At 68.0% G+C, this 16,559-nt stretch carries 14 protein-coding genes and 1 riboswitch; of the genes, 1 reads left to right on the top strand and 13 read right to left on the bottom strand.

Going from position 1 to position 16,559, the window contains the following annotated elements; all coding sequences use genetic code 11:
* Position 1 precedes the first annotated feature (1 nt).
* From ileS to ASG71_RS09425, 7 genes are all read right to left on the bottom strand, one after another.
* Positions 2 to 3,343, bottom strand: coding sequence for an isoleucine--tRNA ligase (gene ileS, locus ASG71_RS09455; protein WP_056738353.1), 3,342 nt, complete (start codon positions 3,341 to 3,343; stop codon positions 2 to 4).
* Between the two features lie 303 nt (positions 3,344 to 3,646).
* Positions 3,647 to 4,882 carry an MFS transporter gene (locus ASG71_RS09450; RefSeq protein ID WP_200947961.1) on the bottom strand — a complete coding sequence of 412 codons (1,236 nt, stop codon included), beginning with the start codon at positions 4,880 to 4,882 and terminating at the stop codon, positions 3,647 to 3,649.
* Positions 4,879 to 5,256 (bottom strand): fluoride efflux transporter CrcB, encoded by a 378-nt coding sequence (gene crcB, locus ASG71_RS09445; RefSeq protein WP_056738352.1) that lies wholly within the window; start codon positions 5,254 to 5,256, stop codon positions 4,879 to 4,881. The genes ASG71_RS09450 and crcB overlap by 4 nt, the downstream gene beginning before the upstream one ends.
* Positions 5,253 to 5,834 (bottom strand): fluoride efflux transporter FluC, encoded by a 582-nt coding sequence (locus ASG71_RS09440; protein WP_157366311.1) that lies wholly within the window; start codon positions 5,832 to 5,834, stop codon positions 5,253 to 5,255. Before ASG71_RS09440 ends, crcB begins: the two co-directional genes overlap by 4 nt.
* Positions 5,834 to 6,382, bottom strand: a complete 549-nt coding sequence (locus tag ASG71_RS09435) for a universal stress protein (RefSeq protein WP_082574988.1) — start codon at positions 6,380 to 6,382, stop codon at positions 5,834 to 5,836. The genes ASG71_RS09440 and ASG71_RS09435 overlap by 1 nt, the downstream gene beginning before the upstream one ends.
* 143 nt (positions 6,383 to 6,525) lie before the next feature.
* A riboswitch (Fluoride riboswitch) is annotated at positions 6,526 to 6,613 on the bottom strand.
* A gap of 61 nt (positions 6,614 to 6,674) precedes the next feature.
* Entirely contained in the window at positions 6,675 to 7,454 is a 780-nt protein-coding gene (locus ASG71_RS09430; protein WP_056738351.1) for an SDR family oxidoreductase, read from the bottom strand.
* Between the two features lie 9 nt (positions 7,455 to 7,463).
* On the bottom strand, positions 7,464 to 7,862 hold the full coding sequence (locus ASG71_RS09425; protein WP_056738350.1) for a DUF488 domain-containing protein: 399 nt from the start codon (positions 7,860 to 7,862) through the stop codon (positions 7,464 to 7,466).
* A gap of 55 nt (positions 7,863 to 7,917) precedes the next feature.
* On the opposite strand from ASG71_RS09425, the gene valS reads away from it, so the two are divergent.
* Positions 7,918 to 10,536: a valine--tRNA ligase gene (gene valS, locus ASG71_RS09420; RefSeq protein WP_056738349.1), complete on the top strand. Its 2,619-nt coding sequence runs from the start codon at positions 7,918 to 7,920 to the stop codon at positions 10,534 to 10,536.
* 79 nt (positions 10,537 to 10,615) lie between these two features.
* Here the strand turns inward: valS and ASG71_RS09415 are convergent, their stop codons facing one another.
* The 6 genes from ASG71_RS09415 to tig form a co-directional block, all read right to left on the bottom strand.
* Positions 10,616 to 10,912 (bottom strand): putative quinol monooxygenase, encoded by a 297-nt coding sequence (locus ASG71_RS09415; RefSeq protein WP_056738348.1) that lies wholly within the window; start codon positions 10,910 to 10,912, stop codon positions 10,616 to 10,618.
* Between the two features lie 394 nt (positions 10,913 to 11,306).
* Positions 11,307 to 11,924, bottom strand: coding sequence for a DsbA family protein (locus ASG71_RS09410; protein ID WP_321164503.1), 618 nt, complete (start codon positions 11,922 to 11,924; stop codon positions 11,307 to 11,309).
* 151 nt (positions 11,925 to 12,075) lie between these two features.
* The gene (gene clpX, locus ASG71_RS09405) at positions 12,076 to 13,356 is read right to left on the bottom strand and encodes an ATP-dependent Clp protease ATP-binding subunit ClpX (protein WP_056738347.1); all 1,281 of its coding nucleotides are present in this window, start codon (positions 13,354 to 13,356) and stop codon (positions 12,076 to 12,078) included.
* Between the two features lie 210 nt (positions 13,357 to 13,566).
* Positions 13,567 to 14,226, bottom strand: a complete 660-nt coding sequence (locus ASG71_RS09400) for an ATP-dependent Clp protease proteolytic subunit (RefSeq protein ID WP_056738346.1) — start codon at positions 14,224 to 14,226, stop codon at positions 13,567 to 13,569.
* Positions 14,227 to 14,264: 38 nt separating this feature from the next.
* Positions 14,265 to 14,876, bottom strand: a complete 612-nt coding sequence (locus ASG71_RS09395; RefSeq protein ID WP_056738345.1) for an ATP-dependent Clp protease proteolytic subunit — start codon at positions 14,874 to 14,876, stop codon at positions 14,265 to 14,267.
* A 246-nt stretch (positions 14,877 to 15,122) separates the two neighbouring features.
* On the bottom strand, positions 15,123 to 16,517 hold the full coding sequence (tig, locus tag ASG71_RS09390; RefSeq protein WP_056738344.1) for a trigger factor: 1,395 nt from the start codon (positions 16,515 to 16,517) through the stop codon (positions 15,123 to 15,125).
* Positions 16,518 to 16,559: the final 42 nt, after the last annotated feature.

Raw genomic sequence — 16,559 nt, 5'->3', positions numbered from 1 at the left:
ATTAGGCCCCTACTTCAACGGTGACTTTGTCGACACTGATCCGGGGTTCCTTGACCTCGGCGGGTACCGTGTCCAGTTCCACGGTCAGCGTCTCGGTTTTGACCAGCTCGGCGTGCGCCAGCAGCGCCTCGACCGTGGCGGCCGCCGCGGTGACCGTGGTGCGGATCCGGTCGCTGACGTTCAGCCCGGCGTCCTTGCGGGCCTGCTGGATGGCCCGGACCAGGTCGCGGGCGGTGCCTTCGGCCTCCAGTTCCGGAGTGACCTCGGTGTTGAGCACCACGAACCCGCCGCCGGGCAGGACGGCCGCCGCGCGTGAGCCTTCGCCTTCCGCGGCTTCGGCCACGACGGTTTCGAGGGTGTATTCCTGCGGCTCGAGGGCGAGGCCGCCGGCGGTGACCACCCCGGCGTCGTCCACGCTCCAGTCGCCGGACTTTGAGCCCTTGATGGCCTGCTGGACGTTCTTGCCCAGCCGCGGGCCGGCGGCCCGGGCGTTGACCACGAGCTTCTGCTCGATGCCGAACTCCTCCGGGGAGGCGCTGCCGGCGTCCAGGAGCCGCACGGAGCGCAGGTTCAGTTCGTCGGCGACGACGGCGGCGAAGCCCTCGAGGGCGTCCGCGCCGGGGGCGACCACGGTGAGTTCCTGCAGCGGCAGGCGGACACGGAGGTTCGCGGCCTTGCGGAGCGAGGATCCGGTGGAGCAGATCTGCTGCACCCGGTCCATGGCCTCGACGAGCTCCGGGTTGGCCGGGAACTGGTCCGCGTCCGGCCAGTCGGCCAGGTGCACGGAGCGGCCGCCGGTGAGGCCGCGCCAGATCTCCTCGGAGACCAGCGGCAGCAGCGACGCCGCGGCCCGGCAGACGGTCTCCAGGGCGGTGTAGAGCGCGTCGAAGGCGTCGGTGTTCTCGTCGAAGAAGCGCTGGCGGCTGCGGCGGACGTACCAGTTGGTGAGCATGTCCAGGTAGCCGCGCAGTTCATCGCACGCCCCGGAGATGTCGTAGCTGTCCAGCTGGGCGGTCATGTTGCGGACCAGCTCGCCAGTGTTGGCCATCAGGTACTGGTCCAGGGTGTCGGAGTAGCCGTCGTAGCGGAGCTTCGCGTCGTAGCCGGAACCTCCGGAAGCGGCGTTCGTGTACAGGGTGAAGAAGCTGTAGACGTTCCACAGCGGCAGGATGACCTGGCGAACGCCGTCGCGGATGCCCTGTTCGGTGACCACGAGGTTGCCGCCGCGCAGGATGGGGCTGGACATCAGGAACCAGCGCATGGCGTCGGAGCCGTCGCGGTCCAGGACCTCGGAGACGTCCGGGTAGTTGCGCAGGCTCTTGGACATCTTCTGCCCGTCGGAGCCGAGCACGATGCCGTGGCTGATGACGTTGCGGAAGGCCGGCCGGTCGAACAGCGCGGTGGAGAGGATGTGCAGCATGTAGAACCAGCCGCGGGTCTGGCCGATGTACTCGACGATGAAGTCCGCCGGGTTGTGGGTGTTGAACCATTCCTCGTTCTGGAACGGGTAGTGCACCTGGCCGTAGGGCATGGAACCCGAGTCGAACCAGACGTCCAGGACGTCCTCGACGCGGCGCATGACGGACTGGCCCTCTTCGGGGGTGCGCGGGTCGTCCGGGTTCGGCCGGGTCAGTTCGTCGATGAACGGCCGGTGCAGGTCCACCTGGCCGTCCTTGTTCAGCGGCAGCCGGCCGAAGTCGGCTTCGATTTCGGCGAGCGAGCCGTAGACGTCGGTGCGCGGATAGTCCGGGTCGCTGGACTGCCAGACCGGGATGGGGCTGCCCCAGTAGCGGTTGCGGCTGATGGACCAGTCACGGGCGTTGGCGAGCCACTTGCCGAACTGGCCGTCCTTGACGTTGCCGGGGATCCAGTTGATCTCCTGGTTCAGCTCCGACATGCGGTCCTTGAACTTGGTGACCTCGACGTACCAGGAGGAGACGGCGCGGTAGATCAGCGGGTTGCGGCAGCGCCAGCAGTGCGGGTAGGAGTGCTCGTAGCTGGCCTGGCGGACCAGCCGGCCCTGGGCGCGGAGCACCTGGGTGATGGGCTTGTTGGCCTCGAACACCTGCAGCCCGGCGATCGCGGCGAGGTCGCCGTGGCCGAAGAGGGGCAGGAATTTCGCGCCTTCATCGACGGACAGGACCACGGGGATGCCGGCCTCTTCGCAGACCTTCTGGTCGTCCTCACCGTAGGCCGGTGCCTGGTGGACGATGCCGGTGCCGTCGGTGGTGGTGACGTAGTCGGCCACGAGGAAGCGCCAGCCGTTTTCGGTGCCGTACTTCTCGGCGTCGGCGAAGTAGTCCCAGAGCGGCTGGTACGTCAGTCCCTCGAGTTCGGCGCCGGTGTGGCGGGAAACGACGGCGGCTTCGGCCGCGGCGGCGCCCTCGGCGCCGTCGCCGTAGCCGAGGTCCTTGGCGTAGGCGCCCAGCAGGTCGGCGGCCAGCAGGAAGGAGCCGGTGACCGGCGCCTCGGCCGAGGCGGCCTTGATCCCGTGCGGGCCGGCCGGGAGCACCACGTAGGTGATGGCGGGGCCGACGGCGAGCGCCAGGTTGGTGGGCAGGGTCCAGGGCGTGGTGGTCCAGGCGAGCGCCTGCACGCCGGCGAGCTGGCGGGAGAGTTCCGACTCCCCCGCGGTGATCGGGAAGGTGACGGTGACGGTCTGGTCCTGGCGGTTCTTGTAGACGTCGTCGTCCATGCGCAGCTCATGGTTGGACAGCGGCGTCTCGTCCTTCCAGCAGTACGGCAGCACGCGGTAGCCGTTGTAGGTCAGGCCCTTCTCGTGCAGCTGCTTGAAGGCCCACAGCACGGACTCCATGTACTCGACGTTGAGCGTCTTGTAGTCGTTGTCGAAGTCCACCCAGCGCGCCTGGCGGGTGACGTAGCTCTTCCATTCGTCGGCGTACTTCATCACCGAGGCGCGGCAGGCGTCGTTGAACTTGTCGATGCCCATGGCCTCGATCTGGGTCTTGTCCGTCATGCCCAGCTGCTTCATGGCTTCGAGTTCGGCGGGCAGGCCGTGGGTGTCCCAGCCGAAGCGGCGCTCGACGCGGCGGCCGCGCTGGGTCTGGTAGCGGCCCACCAGGTCCTTGGCGTAGCCGGTGAGCAGGTGGCCGTAGTGCGGCAGGCCGTTGGCGAAGGGCGGGCCGTCGTAGAAGACGAATTCGTTGGAGCCGTCTTTACCCGCGTCCCGCTGGTCGATGCTCGCCTGGAACGTGCCGTCCTGGTCCCAGTACTCGAGGATGCGCTCCTCGATCTCCGGAAACTTCACGGAGGCGGACACGCCGGCTGACGGAGAGCTGCTGGCGTCGGAAGGTGCGGCTGAGGCCTTGGGGTAATGGGTCATCTCGACATCCTGGGTTGAGCTGTGAACAACGGGATTCATTCAGGATGCGAGGACGGCTCCTGTGCTGTCGGAACAACACCGGCACCGCGGTACCACCTCACTTACCGCACGCTGGCCCCCGCTCCCCGAAGGAGGCGCCGGCCGGCCGCGGCCGCTCGTTGACTGCTGTGACGGGCTTACCCGTCCGGTTCTACCGGCCCTGGCCGCGTTGCCGCGCCGGGGCGTTCTTCCGGAAGCTCACCGGTGATGGCCGGGTCAAAGCTGATATGTCGATGGTACCGGAAGTCGCGGCGCCCCGCGGTATCACGGCCGGGCCGGCACAGCGGGGCGCCGAAGGAGCGGGAGGAAGGCCAGCAGCGCTGCCAGCTGGGTGGCCACGATGAAGGTGATGAGCCCGGGAAGGGAAACCGCGTAGAGGGCGCCGATAATGGTGGCGCCGGCCAGCCACCCGGTGCCGTAGATGGCCGTGAAGATGCCGTATCCGGTGGCTCGGCGCGCTGCCGGTACCAGGTCCGCGACCGCTGCCCGGAGGGTGGATCCGTGGATGCCCAGGGCCGCACCCCACACCACCGCGCCCGTCCAGACCAGCCCGGGCGAGGTGCTGAAGGAGAAGAACGGGACGGCAGCCGTCAGCGGCAGCGCAATCAGCAGGCCGCGCAGGCCAATCCGGTCATACAGTGCCCCCGAAGCCAGGGCTGCCAACGCCGCCGCGCCCATGGACGCGGCGTAGGTGACCGGGATCAGCGCGGCGGGAAGCACCCCCTGCACTTCGAGGTGGTAGGAGATCACCCCGAAGGTGGAGAACCCGAACATCGAGACCGCGGTGAACCCGCTGTACCACCAGAATCCGGCCGGCAGCCGGTGCCGCGGCGGGCGGGGGCCGGCCAGGCCGGCAGTGGTTCCGGAGGTGCGGGGGCCGGCGTCGGGGCCGTCGGGGTCGAACCTCTCCGGCACCGGGACGGCGCGGCGAAGCAGCAGCACAGCGACCAGGGCAAGCGCTCCCGGGATAGCCAGCACTGCGAAACCGAGCTGGTATCCGGACACCGCGACCATCAGCCCCACCAGCAGGGGTCCCACCAGCGCTCCGGACCGGTCGAGGGCCTCGTGGGCGGCGAACGCCCTGCCGTGGCCGATGCTCGACCCGGCGTGGGAGAGCATGGTGTCGCGCGCCGGTGTGCGGACCGCCTTGCCGAAGCGTTCTGCGATGATCAGCACCGAGGCCTGCCACAGCGCTCCCGCCAGCGACAGCAGCGGAACGGTCACGATGGTCAGCGTGTAGCCGGCGATTGTCAGGGGCCAGTACTTGCGGGTCCTGTCCGCCAGGGGGCCGCTGGCCAGGCGCAGGACCAGGGCCACGGCTTCGCCGGCGCCGGTGATGAAGCCGACCATGACGGCGGATGCGCCAAGGGTTGCCAGGTAGGGACCCGTGATGGCGCGGGCGCCCTCGTAGACGACGTCGGCGAGCATGCTCACGACGCCGAAGGACAGCACGAACCGCAGCGGGCCAAACCTGTTCGTTGTGCCCGCCGCGCCCGTCACAGCAGCCCGGCCAGGGTGAGGCCGCCGGCGGCTGCCGCGACGGCGGCAACGGCCGTGCCGACACCGTTCAGGAGCGCCAGGCCGGTGCGGCGGGACTGGATGAGGCGGACGGTTTCGAAGCTGGCCGTGCTGAAGGTGGTGAAGCCGCCGAGGAAGCCGGTTCCGGCGATGGCCTGCAGTTCGGCCGGCGCCGCGTGGGCGATCACGAGCCCGGCAACCAGTCCCAAGAGGAAGGATCCGCTGATGTTGATGGCGATGGTGCCCAGCGGCAAGGCGGTGCGGAGGCGGGACCTGACCAGCCCGTCCACGACGAACCGTGTCCCGGCGCCGAGGCCGCCGGCGAGGCCAAGCAGGAGCAACGTAAGGAGGGTCATGCGGCGCGCTCCTGCCGGCCGTGGTGGTCTTCGGCGCCCCGCCGGGGGGCTTGCCGGGCGTGCTGTCCGGCGGCTGCCCGGATCCCGGCGACCGTCGCGACGGCCCCGCCGATCACGGTGGCGGCGACGTAGCCCAGCGCGTCGCCTGCCCGGCCGGCGCCGAGCAGGGTGGTCGTCTCCAGCGTCAGGGAGCTGTAGGTGGTGAAGGCGCCCATGAACCCGGTCCCGGCGAACAGGCGGATCACGCGTAGCCGGCCGGCGTCGGGGCCCCGCCGCACGAGGGCCTCCAGCAGGGCGCCGAGCAGGAACGCGCCGGCGAGGTTGATCGCCAAGGTTGGGAGCGGCCACCCGCCCGGGGAGGGCAGGACGGTGCCGAGCCCGTAGCGGGCCAGCGCACCGGCCACGCCGCCGCCAACCACCACGAGCACGAAGCCCGGATGCAGGTGCAGCGGGCGCCGGATGCGGGCCGCACCCAGGGTCCCGGCGTCGCTGTCCACGGGCAGCACCCGCCCGGGTGCGGCCGCGGGCGATTCCGCCGCGGTATCCGGGGCGGCCGTCTCCGGAGTGGGCCGCTCCATCAGCGCACGTCTTTCGGGCGAGGTTTGGGCTGCGGCGCGAGCGGCACGACCAGGACCGGCCGGTGCTGGCGGTGGGTCAGGTGGACGGCCACGGACCCGACCAGCAGTTCCTCGAATCGGGCCCCCAGGCCGCGTTCGCGGGTACCGACGACGATCACGGAGGCGGCGGTCGATTCGGCCAGCCGACCCAGCGCGCGGGCCGGTTCGCCGGCCAGAGTCACAAAGGACCACTCGACGCCGGAGCCGTCCAGCGCCTCCCGCAGCCGCCCGGCTATCGCGGCGCTGATCCCCTCGACGTCGTCATCGATCCCGTCCGGATCGATGGGCCGGGCGCCGCCGCCGTCGGGTTCGCCGGCCAGGTAGCTGGTGACGTCCACGTAGGCGCAGATGAGGTTCACGCCCAGGCTGTGCGCCAGCTCCGCGGCGCGGTGGGCGACGGCGAGGGGCTGGCCCGGCACGACCCCCATCAGGACCGGGCCGGTGATCCTGCGCGGAACGAAGGCCGCGGGTCCGGTCTCCGCCGCGGGGTGCTTCGCGGGCTCGCTCATCGGTGCTCCTGTCGTTCGGATTCAACATCGCCTGGGCGGGACGCTGCGGGGATGCAAGGCAGGTCCGGCAGGGCCCGGGCGAACTCGAGGAGCCGGGGGCTTTTAGCAGCACGTGCGGGCATGGGCCACCTACCTTCGTATCCGCAAAGGTAGGAACCATCAGCCGGGAGGCGGTTCGAACGTCCGCAGCGGGTGCAAGGCGTTCCGGCGGGATCCATCACCGTGAACAGATCGTACAGGTCCGGCCGCGGGCGCGCCATCATCGGGCGCGCCCGCGGGCACCGGGATCCGGTCAGCTTTTGCGGATCACCTTGAAGTTGGACGCCTGGGCGACCGGACGAATGATGATCTGGTCCAGATTGACGTGATGCGGCGCAGTCACCGCATAACGGACGACGTCGGCGACGTCGCCGGCCGTGAGGGGCTTCTCCACTCCGGCGTAGACCTTGTCCGCGGCCCCCTGGTCACCGAGCCGGTTGAGCGAGAATTCCTCGGTCTGCACCATGCCCGGGGCCACCTCGATCACGCGGAGGTTGTGTTCGGCTTCCTCCAACCGGAGGGCCCCGGTGAGGGCGTGCTGGGCGAACTTCGCCGCGTTGTATCCACCGCCGCCCTCATAGGCGGACAGACCCGCCGTCGAGGTCAGGTTCAGGACGGTGCCTCCGCCGCAGGCGCGGAGCATCGGCAGGAAGGCACGGGTGAGCTTCATGGTGCCAAGCACGTTGACCCCGTACATCCAGTCCCAGTCCTCGGTCTTGGACTCGGCGACCTTGTCCGCGCCTCGGGCACCGCCGGCGATGTTGATCAGGGTGTCGATGCCGCCCGCCTGGCTCACAGCCTCCAGCAGCCGCGCGACGTCGGCGTCGTCGGTCACATCCGCGGGCAGTGCGATGGCGCCGGTCTGGACCGCGAGTGCCTCGAGCCGCTCGGCGCGCCGGGCGACGGCGAAGACGGTCCAGCCTTCGTTCCGGAGCGCCCGTACGGTGGCCTCGCCAATCCCGGTGCTGGCGCCGGTGACGACGGCTGCCTTGGCGGTAGGTGCAGTTGATGCGGTATCGATTCCCTCAGTCATGGCACCACCCTAACGGGAATCGCCCGCCGGCTCGGCGCTGCCCCGCTGCAGGAACTCCAGCAGCACCCGGGCGTGGTTGGTCTCCGGGTCCCTGGCTCCGAACAGCAGGGTCACCTTCCCGTGCTCCGCCGCCAGGTCCCGCAAAGTGCCTACGGCGGGGTTGGAGTCGAGCTCGGCTTCGTAGGCGGCGCGGAAGTCGGCGAACCGTTCCTGCATGTGGGCGAATTCCGTGCGCAGCGGCGGCGAGGGCGCCACGTCCTTGAGCCACAGCTCCAGCTGCGCGCGGTCCTTGCTGACGCCCCGGGGCCAGAGCCGGTCCACCAGCACCCGGCAGCCGTCGTCGTCCGCGGGTTCCTCGTAAATACGCTTGATTGCGAAACTTCCGCCGCTTTCCGTCACCTGCAGCATGTTACGGCAGCCGCCCCTGCGGGGGCACCGGCAAAAAAGATGGAAGAATTGGCCCATGGCTGAACACACGCAGGGTACAGACACGCCCACCACCGCCCCCATCAACGTTCCGGACAAGCCCGCCCTGGAGGGCCTCGAAGCCGCCCTCACCCGGCGCTGGCTTGACGAAGGGACCTACAAGTTCGACCCGGAAACCACCCGGGACCAGGTCTACTCGATCGATACTCCCCCGCCCACCGCGTCGGGGTCCCTGCACGTGGGGCACATGTTCTCCTATACCCAGACCGACGTCTTGGCCCGCTACCAGCGGATGACCGGCAAGAACGTCTTCTATCCGATGGGCTGGGACGACAACGGCCTGCCCACCGAACGGCGGGTGCAGAACTACTACGGCGTGCGCTGCGATCCGGCCATCCCCTACGACGCCGGTTACCGGCCGCCGGCCGAACCGGCCAAGAACCAGCGCGACTTCGACGTCGTCTCGCGCCGGAACTTTATCGAACTTTGCGAAGAGCTCGCGGTCGAGGACGAGAAGGTCTTCGAAAACCTCTTCCAGACCCTGGGCCTGTCCGTCGACTGGGACCTGACCTACCGCACCATTGACGACAAGTCCCGGGCCATCTCGCAGCGGGCGTTCCTGGCCAACCTCGCCGCCGGCGACGCGTACATGGCCGAGGCGCCCACCCTGTGGGATGTCACCTTCCGCACCGCGGTGGCCCAGGCCGAGCTGGAGGACCGCGAGGTCGCCGGCGCGTACTACCGCTACCCGTTCTTCACCGAGGACGGCGAAAAGGTCTACATCGAGACCACCCGCCCGGAGCTGCTCGCCGCCTGCGCCGCGCTCGTGGCAAACCCCGACGACGAGCGCTACCAGCCGCTCTTCGGCAAGAAGGTCACCTCTCCCCTGTTCGGCGTCGAGGTGGAGGTCAAGGCCCACCCGCTCGCGAAGGCGGACAAGGGCTCCGGCATCGCCATGGTCTGCACCTTCGGCGACCTGACCGACGTCACCTGGTGGCGCGAGCTGCAGCTGCCGACCCGCCCGATCGTCGGCCGCGACGGCCGCATCGTGGGCGAGACCCCGGACTGGATCACCTCCGAGGACGGCCGCGCCGCGTTCGCCGCGATCGCCGGCAAGACCGTGTTCAGCGCCAAGGAAGGCGTGGTGGAACTACTTTCCGCCGCGGACCTGCTCGACGGCGAACCGAAGAAGATCATGCACCCGGTCAACTTCTTCGAAAAGGGCGACAAGCCCCTCGAGGTCGTCACCTCCCGCCAGTGGTACATCCGCAACGGCGGCCGCGACGAGGAGCGCCGCGAACGCCTGGTCGGCCGCGGCAAGGAGATCGAGTTCCACCCGTCCTTCATGCGCTCCCGCTACGAGAACTGGATCACCGGCCTGAACGGCGACTGGCTCGTCTCGCGGCAGCGCTTCTTCGGCGTGCCGGTGCCGGTCTGGTACCCGCTGGATGCCGACGGCAACCCGGACTACGACTCCCCCATCCTGCCCGCGGACGGGCAGCTCCCGGTGGATCCCGCGGCGGACGCGGCCCCGGGCTACGAGGAAGCCCAGCGCGACACCCCGGGCGGCTTCACCGGCGACGCCGACGTCCTGGACACCTGGGCGACCTCCTCGCTGACCCCGCAGATCGTGGGCGGCTGGAGCACCGACGAGGCGCTGTTCGCCAAGGTCTTCCCGTTCGACGTGCGCCCGCAGGGGCACGACATCATCCGGACCTGGCTGTTCTCCACCGCCGTCCGCGCCGATGCCCTGCAGGACGTGGCCCCGTGGAAGCACGCCGCCATTTCCGGCTGGATCCTGGACCCGGACCGCAAGAAGATGTCCAAGTCCAAGGGCAACGTGATCGTCCCGACCGATGTGCTCAACGAGTACGGCTCGGACGCGGTCCGTTACTGGGCGGCCTCGGCGAAGCTTGGCGCGGACACGGCCTACGAAATCGCGCAGATGAAGATCGGCCGCCGCCTGGCGATCAAGCTGCTGAACGCGTCCAAGTTCGTGCTGAACCTCGGTGCCACCGAGGACTCGGTGGTCTCCGGTGACCTCTCGGTGCTGACCAATCCCCTGGACCGTGCCGTGCTGGCGCAGCTCTCCGACGTGGTCCAGCAGGCCACCAAGGCGTTCGAGAACTACGACTACGCCCGGGCACTGCAGATCACGGAGAGCTTCTTCTGGCACTTCACCGACGACTACGTGGAGCTGATCAAGGACCGGGCCTACGGCGCGGCCGGCGAGGAGCAGCAGGCGTCCGTGCTGGCCGCCCTGGCGACCAGCCTGGACACGCTGCTGCGGCTCTTCGCCCCGTTCCTGCCGTTTGCCACGGAGGAAGTCTGGAGCTGGTGGCGGAACGGCTCGGTGCACCGCGCGCCGTGGCCCGCCGCCGTCGGGGTCGACGGCGACACGACCCTGCTGGCCACCGTGGGGTCGGCCCTGGGCGGCATCCGCAAGGCCAAGTCCGAGGCCAAGGTCAAGCAGCGCACCGAGGTGCTCTCCGCCACGATCACCGCTCCGGAGGCCCTGACCACCCAGCTGCAGGCCGGCCTGGGCGACCTCAAGGCCGCGGCGAACGCCCGTGAGCTGGCATTGGTGGCCGCCGACGGCGAGCTGACCGTAAGCGACGTCGTGCTGGCTCCGGCCGAGGAGCCCGCCCAGGCGTAGCACCCGCCAGAAACCATGAAGAGGGCCCTGTGCCCGGCTCACGCCGGGCACAGGGCCCTCTTTGCTTGGTCTCCCGGGCCTAGATTTCCGAGGAGGTCTCGAAGTGCGTCAGGACCGGCGGGGCGGCCAGCAGGGCACCGAGGCCGCTTGCGCCCTCCTCGGTGGCCCGCCACGCCCGGTAGGCCGCGTCCTGCTCCATGGAGGCCCAGCGTTCGACGACGACGACGTGCGTGGGATTCTCCTTGTCCACGAGTACCTCGACGCCCAAGCAGCCGTCGAAGGCACGGGTGTCCGCCAGGGTCTCGCGCAACACTTCGGGGGCGGACTCAAGGACTTCGGTCTTCAGGGTCAGGTCAAGGTGGGCGGTGATGGGCATGGGGCTCCAAAGCTCGCAAGAAATCCCGAGGGGATGCTGTCACTGGGGCCAACCATGCGGGGCGGGGCCTTGTTCCCACCGGGCAAAGGGGAAGCCCCATCAGCTTTTTGCGGTTGGTGGGGCTTCGACTTTTCGATTACCACGTGACGTCTTAGGTAATCTGGCGGGATCCTTGGAATTTCAGGTCTTCCTACCTCGTCACTGGTAGCCACCATCTGACTTTGCCGAAGGCTGCGTCGGATGAGTGTCACTGAATCTTTGGTTCCTGCGTCCCGCTTCTTTCGAAGTGGGTAAGTCCTATTGTTCTCCCGCCCTCAGGGATGCACAAGGGCCCCGGATGAACTACACGGCAGTAGTTCGTCCGGGGCCCTGATGACCGCAGCGGGGCTGGCGCCTAGCTGAAGACCGGGTCCTCGGTGCGGCTGCGCTTGAGCTCGAAGAAGGACGGGAACGAGGCCAGCGTCACGGTGGCATCCCACAGCTTGCCGGCCTCCTCGCCACGCGGGATGCGCGTGATGACCGGCCCGAAGAATGCCGTTCCGTTGAACGCAACGACCGGGGTGCCGACGTCCTGGCCGACCAGGGAGATGCCGGACTCGTGGCTGGCCCGCAGCTCGGCGTCGAACGCGTCGTCTTCGCCGGCTGCCGACAGTTCGGCCGGCAGGCCCAGCTCGGCCAGCGACTTGGCGATGACCTCGGCAATGTCCTTGTTGCCCTCGTTGTGGATCTTGGTGCCCATGGCGTCGTAGAGCGGCTTGATGTATTCGCTGCCGTGCTTCTGGGCGGCGGCCACGATCACGCGGACGGGCGCCCAGGCCTTGACCAGGAAGTCCTTGTACTCGGCCGGCAGTTCGTCGCGGCCCTCGTTCAGGACGGCCAGGCTCATTACGTGCCACTCGGTCTTGATGTCCCTGACCTCCTCGACCTCGGTGATCCAGCGGGACGTCACCCAGGCGAAGGGGCACATGGGGTCGAACCAGAAGTCAGCTTTATTCGTCATGGTTTCAGGCACGGAATTCTCCTTCGGAAGTCAACGGGGCCGCACCGCGCGGGGGCGAACACACCACCACAGTGCACGGGGCGTCACTTACGCACAGCCACGGTCCCGGCGGATTTATTCCAAGCCCCCGATGCTGGCGGACGTCGTGATCAGACCGGTGCGATCAGGCGGACTTGCGGCGCTTGACGTCGTGGGCGACCAGCGTGGGCTCGGCCTTGTTGGCCACGACGTCCTTGGTGATCACCACGGAGGCGACATCGTCCCGGCTGGGCAGGTCGAACATGACCGGGAGCAGCACTTCCTCCATGATGGCCCGCAGCCCGCGGGCGCCGGTGCCGCGTTCGAGCGCCTGGTCCGCGATCGTGTCCAGGGCCTCATCCTCGAATACGAGTTCGACGCCGTCGAGCTGGAACATCTTCTGGTACTGCTTGACCAGCGCGTTCTTGGGCGTGGAGAGGATCTGGATCAGCGCCGGGCGGTCCAGGTTGGACACCGTGGTGATGACCGGGAGCCGGCCGATGAACTCGGGAATCAGGCCGAACTTCAGCAGGTCCTCGGGCATGACCTCGCCGTAGGAGTCCGCGTTGTCCTTGACCTCGTTCAACGGGGCGCCAAAGCCGATCCCCTTGCGCCCCGAGCGCGAACCGATGATTTCCTCCAGGCCGGCGAAGGCGCCGGCCACGATGAAGAGCACATTGGTGGTGTCGATCTGGATGAATTCCTGGTGCGGGTGCTTCCGGCCGCCCTGCGGCGGGACCGAGGCGACCGTGCCTTCGAGGATCTTCAGCAGGGCCTGCTGCACGCCCTCGCCCGAGACGTCGCGGGTGATGGACGGGTTCTCGCTCTTGCGCGAAATCTTGTCGATCTCGTCGATGTAGATGATGCCCTGCTCGGCCTTCTTGACGTCGTAGTCGGCAGCCTGGATGAGCTTGAGCAGGATGTTTTCGACGTCTTCGCCCACGTAGCCGGCCTCGGTCAGGGCGGTGGCGTCGGCGACGGCGAACGGGACGTTCAGGCGCCGGGCGAGGGTCTGGGCGAGGTAGGTCTTGCCGCAGCCGGTGGGGCCGATGAGCAGGATGTTGGACTTGGCGATCTCGACGTCGTCGTGGTGGCCGCCTTCGGCCAGGCTGCCGCTCTTGGGGGCGTGGCCGGCCTGGATCCGCTTGTAGTGGTTGTAGACGGCGACGGCGAGGGAGCGCTTGGCGGGTTCCTGGCCGATGACGTATTCCTGCAGGAAGTCGAAGATCTCGCGGGGCTTGGGCAGTTCAAAACTGCCCAGGTCGGCTACTTCGGCGAGTTCTTCTTCAATGATCTCGTTGCAGAGTTCAATGCACTCGTCGCAGATGTAGACGCCGGGCCCGGCAATGAGCTTGCGGACCTGCTTCTGGCTCTTTCCGCAGAAAGAACACTTCAGCAGATCGGTGCTCTCGCCAATCCGAGCCATATGTGAACCCCTTTTAGTGTCTTGCTGCCGGCCGGGTCGTGCTCCTGTGCAGCGCTGCATCCGTTACTCGAGTCACGGACGGTCCCCGCGGGACATCCGGCCGTGACATCTTCCACTCTAGGTCACTTTAGGCGTGATCGGTGGAAAGAAGACGCCGGTGCGGCCCCATTTCTCTGGGCCGCACCGGCGTCGTCGTCTTACTGCCCGGTGCTACTTGGTCAGCGCCTGGGGCTTGATCTTGCGCGAGTCGAGGACCTGGTCGATCAGGCCGTAGCTCATCGCTTCGGCCGCCGTGAGGATCTTGTCGCGTTCAATGTCGTTGTTGACCTGCTCGGAGGTCCGGCCGGAGTGCTTGGCCAGGGTGTCCTCGAGCCAGGAACGCATGCGCATGACCTCGGCGGCCTGGATTTCCAGGTCGGAGGCCTGTCCGCCCTGCCCGCCGGAGAGGGCGGGCTGGTGGATCAGGACGCGGGCGTTCGGCAGGGCTAGGCGCTTGCCGGGGGTGCCGGCGGCCAGCAGGACCGCGGCGGCGCTGGCGGCCTGGCCCAGGCAGACCGTCTGGATTTCCGGGCGGATGTACTGCATGGTGTCGTAGATCGCCGTCATGGCGGTGAAGGAACCGCCCGGGGAGTTGATGTAGAGCGTGATGTCGCGGTCCGGGTCGGTGGACTCGAGCACGAGCAGCTGCGCCATGATGTCGTCCGCGGAGGCGTCGTCGACCTGGACGCCCAGGAAGATGATGCGATCCTCGAACAGCTTGGTGTAGGGGTCCTGGCGCTTGAAGCCGTAGGGGGTGCGCTCTTCAAACTGCGGCAGCACGTAGCGGCTGCTCGGCAGGTTCCCGGCAGTCGATCCGAAGTTGTAGTTCATAGTCATTGCTCCTGGAGTCGGTTCTGGCTGCGTGCCGGTTAGTTTTCGGTGCCGGACTCGGCGTTGGTTCCGCCGCCGCCTGCCACGGATCCGGCGTGGGCCGCGATCTTGTCGAAGAAGCCGTATTCGAGGGCTTCGGTGGCCGTGAACCACTTGTCACGGTCGTTGTCCTTGAGGATGGTTTCCACCGTCTGGCCGGTCTGCTCCGCCGTCAGTTCGGCCATGACCTTCTTCATGTGCAGGATCAGCTCGGCCTGGATCTTGATGTCCGAGGCGGTGCCGCCGATGCCGCCCGAGGGCTGGTGCATCAGGATGCGGGCGTTCGGGGTGGCGTAGCGCTTGCCCTTGGTGCCGGAGGAGAGCAGGAACTGGCCCATCGAGGCGGCCAGGCCGGTGGCGACGGTGACGACGTCGTTCGGGATGAACTGCATGGTGTCGTAGATCGCCATGCCGGCGGTCACGGAGCCGCCGGGCGAGTTGATGTAGAGGTAGATGTCCTTCTCGGGGTTTTCGGCCGAGAGGAGCAGCAGCTGGGAGCAGATCGCGTTGGCGTTCTCGTCGCGGACCTCGGAGCCGAGCCAGATGATGCGCTCTTTCAGCAGGCGGTTGTAAATGTAGTTATCCTGGGCTGCCGGATCGACGGTAGCCATCCGGGGTGCCCCTGCTTGCTGTGACATGTGTACTTACCTCTCGCTGGCGACGGTGGCGCCACTGGACGGCGCCACTGAACTTTCCTACATGGACACTAACGGTTTTCCGCCCCGCTTTGTGCGCAGGCACAGGGCTGTTCGCTGACGGCGCACGATTGGCCGGAGGGGTTCGTTGCAGGCTTAAAAAGCCGCACCCCCGAATCGGTGATCCGGGGGTGCGGGCGGGTACTGCGGGTGCCGGTCGGGCTAGAACTTCACGGCCGCCGGGTCGTCGTTCTTCGCCTCTTCGGCAGCCGGGGCTTCCTCGGAGGTTTCCTCGGCCGCGTCGGCTTCGAAGGAGGCCTCTTCGCCGCCGGGGCGGACGAAGTCGCTCAGGTCGATGGTCTTGCCCTCGGAGTCGGTGACCTCGGCCTGGCCCAGGACCACGGCGAGTGCCTTGCGGCGGCGGACCTCGGAGACCATCATCGGGACCTGGCCGCTCTGATCGATGATCTGGGCGAACTGGTTCGGATCCATGCCGTACTGGCTGGCGGTGGTGACGATGTAGTCGATCAGCTCGTTCTGAGTGACGTTGACTTCTTCCTTTTCCGCGATGGCGTCAAGGATGATCTCGTTCTGGAAGGCGCGCTCGGTGTTGGCCTTGACCTCGGCGCGGTGCTCCTCGGTGTCGTGCTCACCTTCACCGTGGGAGTTCTCGGCGCTGAAGTGCTGCTCGAGCTGCTCTTCGACGACGGAGGCCGGGACCGGAACCTCGACCATTTCGACGAGCTTGTCCAGGACCTTGTCGCGGGCCTCAACGCCCTGCTCGACCGTCTTGGAATCGGCGGCCTGCTTGGCGAGGTCCTCGCGGAGCTCGGCCAGGGTGTCGAACTCGGACGCCAGCTGGGCGAAGTCGTCGTTGGCCTCGGGCAGCTCGCGCTCCTTGACGGCCTTGACCACAACCTTGACCTGAGCGGCTTCGCCGGCGTGGTCGCCGCCCACCAGGGTGGTGTCGAAGATCGCGTCCTCGTCGGCGCTGAGGCCGGTGACGGCCTCGTCCAGGCCTTCGAGCATGGTGCCGGCGCCGACCTGGTAGGACAGGCCGGAGGCGGAATCGACTTCGGCGCCGTCGATCGAGGCGGTGATGTCGATGGTGAGGAAGTCACCGTCGGCGGCGGGGCGGTCGACGGACTTGAGCGTGCCGAAGCGGCCGCGCAGCTCGTCGAGGGCCTTGTCCACGTCGGCGTCGGAGGACTCGGCAGCGGCGACCTCGACCTTGATGCCGGCGTAGTCCGGCAGTTCGATCTCGGGGCGGACGTCAACCTCGGCGTGGAACTTAAGTTCGCCGTCGGTGGCGGACGGGTCCGGCACCTCGGTGATCTCGACCTCGGGGCGGCTCAGCGGACGGATGCCGGTTTCCTGCACGGCGGACTGGTACCAGCCGTTGAGGCCTTCGTTGATCGCGGTCTCCAGGACGTACCCGCGGCCGACCCGCTGGTCGATGAGCTTGGCAGGGACCTTGCCCTTGCGGAAGCCGGGAACCTGGATCTGCGAAGCAACAGTCTTGTATGCCTCTTCGATGCTGGGCTTCAATTCCTCAAAGGGGACCTCAACATTGAGCTTGACCCGCGTGGGGGTGAGGTTCTCGACAGCGCTCTTCACAGTCTAAGTACTCCTGGTTTTGGGGGTATGGGGGTCTGCAAC

Origin of the sequence: Arthrobacter sp. Soil763, assembly GCF_001428365.1 — a bacterium.
Classification (GTDB): Bacteria; Actinomycetota; Actinomycetes; order Actinomycetales; family Micrococcaceae; genus Arthrobacter.
The sequence above is the reverse complement of the archived record's forward strand: the minus strand, read 5'-3'. Positions and strand labels throughout refer to the sequence as shown.